Source organism: Polaromonas sp. P3_C2 (assembly GCF_056402675.1).
The window spans coordinates 1-4,155 of sequence record NZ_JBFUGX010000373.1; the positions used below are offsets into that span (position 1 = coordinate 1).

A 4,155-nucleotide genomic window follows, 5' to 3' on the forward strand; every position below is an offset into this window, starting at 1 on the left:
ATTCGCGGCCCTGTCGTGTGGTAARCAACTGCTGGCCCCGGGCCGGCACGGCAGCCGCACCGGCCTGGGCGGTGTAGCCGCCCAACATCTCCGCCGGCGTGGCTGCCTGGGCAACCTGCGTATATACAGTGCCGGCGAGGCAGGCTGCGGCGATTGCGAGGTAGAGACTCCTGCAGCATGGGGGCGGCGACGAAAAGTTCATAGGGGACACCTCTTTCTTTGAATGACTTCATGATGCTGCGCCGTCCTTAGGGTTTTCTTAAGCGGGATACGCTGTGCCCGAAATTGCGGCCGCATGCGGCGCCAACCGTGTTTGATACGCCCGCTTGACCGGAATCAAACGGAGTTCCCGATCCCGGCCTATCCTCTTCCCATGCACACCGCAGACGATGCCCTTCTGCCCGCCCGTGAACTGGTTTATGCGCTGGCCGGTGTTCTGCACGCGCGGATCATGGAGACGCACATCTCCTGGGTGCTGCTCGCGCGGGACAGGGCCTACAAAATCAAAAAGCCGGTGCACCTTCCTTTCGTCAATTACGCCAGCCCGCAAGCCCGGCTGCGGTTCTGCGAAGAAGAGGTCCGCCTGAACCGGCGGCTCGCACCTTCGCTTTACCTGGGGGTCACCCGTATCACGGGAGCGCCGCATTCACCGGGGCTGGATGGCGAGGGGCCGGCGCTTGAATACGCGGTGCGCATGCGTCGCTTTGCGCCGGGCGCCCTGTTAAGCGAAAAAGCCGACGAGGGCGATCTGGGCGCGGGCGACATTGACGAACTCGCCGCGTTGCTTGCCAGCTTTCATGAAAGCGCACCGCGTGCGGAAACCGCCAGCGGTTTCGCAGGCGCACCGCAACGCCGGCAGGCGGCACTGGCCGCGCTCGAAGGCGCCCGGCCGCTTATGGACGAGGCTGCGCACGTCGCGCTCAAAGCCTGGCTCGAGACCGAGGCGACGGCCCTCGCCGCGCTGTGGACCGCGCGGCTGGCGGACGGCCGTGTGCGCGAATGCCACGGCGACCTGCACCTGGCCAATATCGTGAGCCTCGATGGCGGTGTTGCGGCCTTCGACTGCATCGAGTTCGACCCGGCGCTACGCTGGATCGACGTCCTTGACGACATCGCCTTCGTGGTGATGGATCTCTGGGCCCATCAGCGAAAAGACCTGTGTTTCCGTTTTCTCAATGCCTGGCTGGACCGGACGGGCGACCACGGCGGCCTGCCGGCGCTGCGCTTTGCCGTGATCTACCGGGCGCTGGTCCGGGCCCAGGTGGAGCAGCTGCGCGATGCCGGCGGCCCTGTCGCGCGCCGCTACCTGGATACCGCGCTTGCCTGGGCCGCGCCCGGAGATGCCCGCTCGAACGTCCGGCTCTTCATAACCCATGGTTTGCCGGGGTCCGGCAAAACTTTCACGTCGCAGCGCATCGTCGAGCGGGAATGCGCGATTCGCCTGCGCTCCGACGTTGAACGCAAACGCCTGCACGGCCTGGGCATGCTGGAGGATTCGCGCGCCAAAGGCCTGGATCTGTACCGGGCCGAGGCCGGGGCGCGCACCTACTCCCACCTTTTCGCCATGGCGCGCACGGCACTGCGCGCGGGGTACCCGGTGATACTCGACGCGGCCTTCCTGCGCCGCGCCGAACGCGAGGAGGCGCATGCGCTGGCGCTGGACATGCGGGTACCGTTTTGCATCGTGGACTGCGAAGCGCCCCTGGACGTGCTGCGCGCGCGCCTGCTGGCGCGCCGCGGCGATGCCTCCGAAGCCGATGCCGCCGTACTGGATGGTTTACGGAAAACGGCAGAACCACTGTCCGCGCGAGAGCACGCTTTCGTCCAGGCGCTCCCCGCCGGGTGACGCACCTGGCCCGAACTTGCGTTTTATCAAGGCTGAAGGCGCTTGCCGCACCTACAGTGGCAAGAAGGACTGCCATGCAAGAACCTCTCCACGCTGCTACCGCCAATCGCTTGCGCCTGCGCAGGCTGGGCATAGACACCTACCAGGAACCGGTGCTGTACATGCACCGCGACTGCCCCGTCTGCCGTTCGGAAGGTTTCGAAGCACAGTCGCGGGTGGAACTGCGGCTGGACGGCCGCACCATCGTCGCGACGCTCAACGTAGTCAGCGGCGATTTCCTGCCGCCGGATGAAGCTGGCCTTTCCGAGGCTGCCTGGCGCCTGCTTGACGCGCGGCCGGGCGCGGAGGTTTCCCTGCATCATCCCGCGCCGCTTGAATCGCTGGGCCACGTGCGCGCCAAGGTCTACGGAAAGCGCCTGGGCCAGGCGGCCATCGACGCGGTGATCGGGGACGTGGCGGCAGGCCGCTATTCGGACCTGCAGCTCGCGGCCTTCGTCACCGCTTGCGCGGGCGATCACCTGGACATGGACGAGACCATCGCGCTTACGCGCGCCATGGTCAATGTCGGCGAGCGCATGCAGTGGGGCGAAGGACCGGTCATGGACAAGCATTGCGTGGGCGGCCTGCCAGGCAACCGGACCACCATGGTCATCGTGCCCATCATCGCGGCTTGCGGGCTGCGCATGCCCAAAACTTCGTCGCGCGCCATCACCTCGCCCGCCGGCACGGCCGACACCATGGAGACACTGGCGCCGGTGGACCTGGACGTGGCGCAGATACGACGCGTGGTCGAGCGCACCGGCGGCTGCATCGCCTGGGGCGGCGCCGTGCGGCTCAGCCCCGCCGACGATGTTCTGATCCGTGTCGAGCGTCCCCTGGACCTCGACAGCCAGGGGCAGCTTGTCGCATCGATACTTTCAAAAAAGGCGGCGGCCGGCGCCACGCACGTGCTGATCGACATGCCCGTCGGCCTGACCGCCAAAGTCCGCAGCGCGCATGCCGCAAATCAGCTCGCGCGGCAGCTGGAGCAGGTCGGCCAGGCGCTGGGCCTGCGCATGCGCGTGTTACAGACCGACGGCGTCGCGCCTGTGGGCCGCGGCATCGGTCCCGCCCTCGAAGCGCGCGACGTGCTGGCGGTGCTGCGCCGAGAGGACAGCGCGCCGGCCGATCTCGCGCAGCGCTCCCTGCACCTGGCAGGGCAGATTCTTGAATTCGGCGGCGCTGCGCCGGTCGGCGGCGGCATCGCGCTGGCCACCGCCGTGCTGGAGGACGGGCGCGCCTGGAAGAAATTCCAGGAAATATGCGAAGCGCAGGGTGGCCTGCGCGAACCCCCGGTCGCCGCCTGCCGGCAGCCCGTGCCTTCGCCGCGCGCCGGCACCGTGATCGCCATCGACAACCGGCGTCTGGCCCGCATCGCCAAACTCGCGGGAGCGCCCACCTCGGCCTGCGCCGGAATCGACATGAACGTGCAACTGGGCGCGGTCGTGGAGCGCGGCCAGCCCTTGTTCACGCTGCACGCCGCCTCACCGGGCGAATTGGCCTACGCACTGGAATACGCCACCACGCAGGCCGAGGCCGTGCATGTGATGGAGGACGCGCGATGAAGCGCGAACCGATGGTGGTCCTCGCCCTGCCCGGCGGCGCGCCGCTGGCCACGGCGCTCGCGCGCAGCCTGCGCTGCGGCTGGAGCGAACTGGCGCTGCACCACTTTCCCGACGGCGAAACCGGCGTGCGCATAGACGCCGAGGTCAAGGGCTGCCGCGTCATGCTGGCCGGCAGCCTGGACCAGCCGGACGCCAAGACCCTGCCTCTGATTTTTGCGGCGGACGCGGCGCGCGAACTGGGCGCCTCGCAGGTCGGCCTGGTGGCGCCCTACCTGGCCTATATGCGGCAGGACAAGCGCTTTCATCCCGGCGAAGCCGTCACCTCGCGCAGCTATGCCCGGCTGCTGTCCGCGTCGCTGGACTTCCTGGTGACCGTTGACCCGCACCTGCACCGCGTGCACGGGCTGGACGAGATCTATTCCATCCGGACGCAGGTGGTACCGGCCGCCCCCACRATTGCCCGCTGGCTGAGCGGTCACGTCGCATCACCCTGGCTGATCGGGCCCGACCAGGAAAGCGCACAGTGGGTCGCCGAAGTGGCCAGGCTGGCCAACGCCCCCTGGACCGTGCTGCGCAAAACGCGGCGCGRCGACCGGGACGTGGGCGTCAGGCTGGCAAGCCCCGAACGTTGGCCGGGGCGCGTGCCGGTGCTGCTTGACGACATCATTTCCACGGGCGAAACCATGCTCGCCGCGACACGCCTGC

General features: G+C 68.2%; 3 protein-coding genes and 1 pseudogene. 3 read left to right on the top strand and 1 reads right to left on the bottom strand.

Going from position 1 to position 4,155, the window contains the following annotated elements; translation table 11 throughout:
- Positions 1–202: pseudogene (locus tag AC1DWI_RS15270) on the bottom strand (DUF1924 domain-containing protein); the annotation flags it as partial.
- Positions 203–373: 171 nt separating this feature from the next.
- On the opposite strand from AC1DWI_RS15270, the gene AC1DWI_RS15275 reads away from it, so the two are divergent.
- The 3 genes from AC1DWI_RS15275 to AC1DWI_RS15285 form a co-directional block, all read left to right on the top strand.
- Complete coding sequence (locus AC1DWI_RS15275; protein WP_477669575.1) at positions 374–1,846, top strand: bifunctional aminoglycoside phosphotransferase/ATP-binding protein; 1,473 nt, start codon at positions 374–376, stop codon at positions 1,844–1,846.
- 74 nt (positions 1,847–1,920) lie between these two features.
- On the top strand, positions 1,921–3,450 hold the full coding sequence (locus AC1DWI_RS15280; RefSeq protein WP_477669576.1) for a thymidine phosphorylase family protein: 1,530 nt from the start codon (positions 1,921–1,923) through the stop codon (positions 3,448–3,450).
- Positions 3,447–4,155, top strand: a 709-nt coding sequence (locus AC1DWI_RS15285; RefSeq protein ID WP_477725134.1) for a ribose-phosphate diphosphokinase, incomplete at its 3' end; no start/stop codon positions are given. The genes AC1DWI_RS15280 and AC1DWI_RS15285, both read left to right, overlap by 4 nt.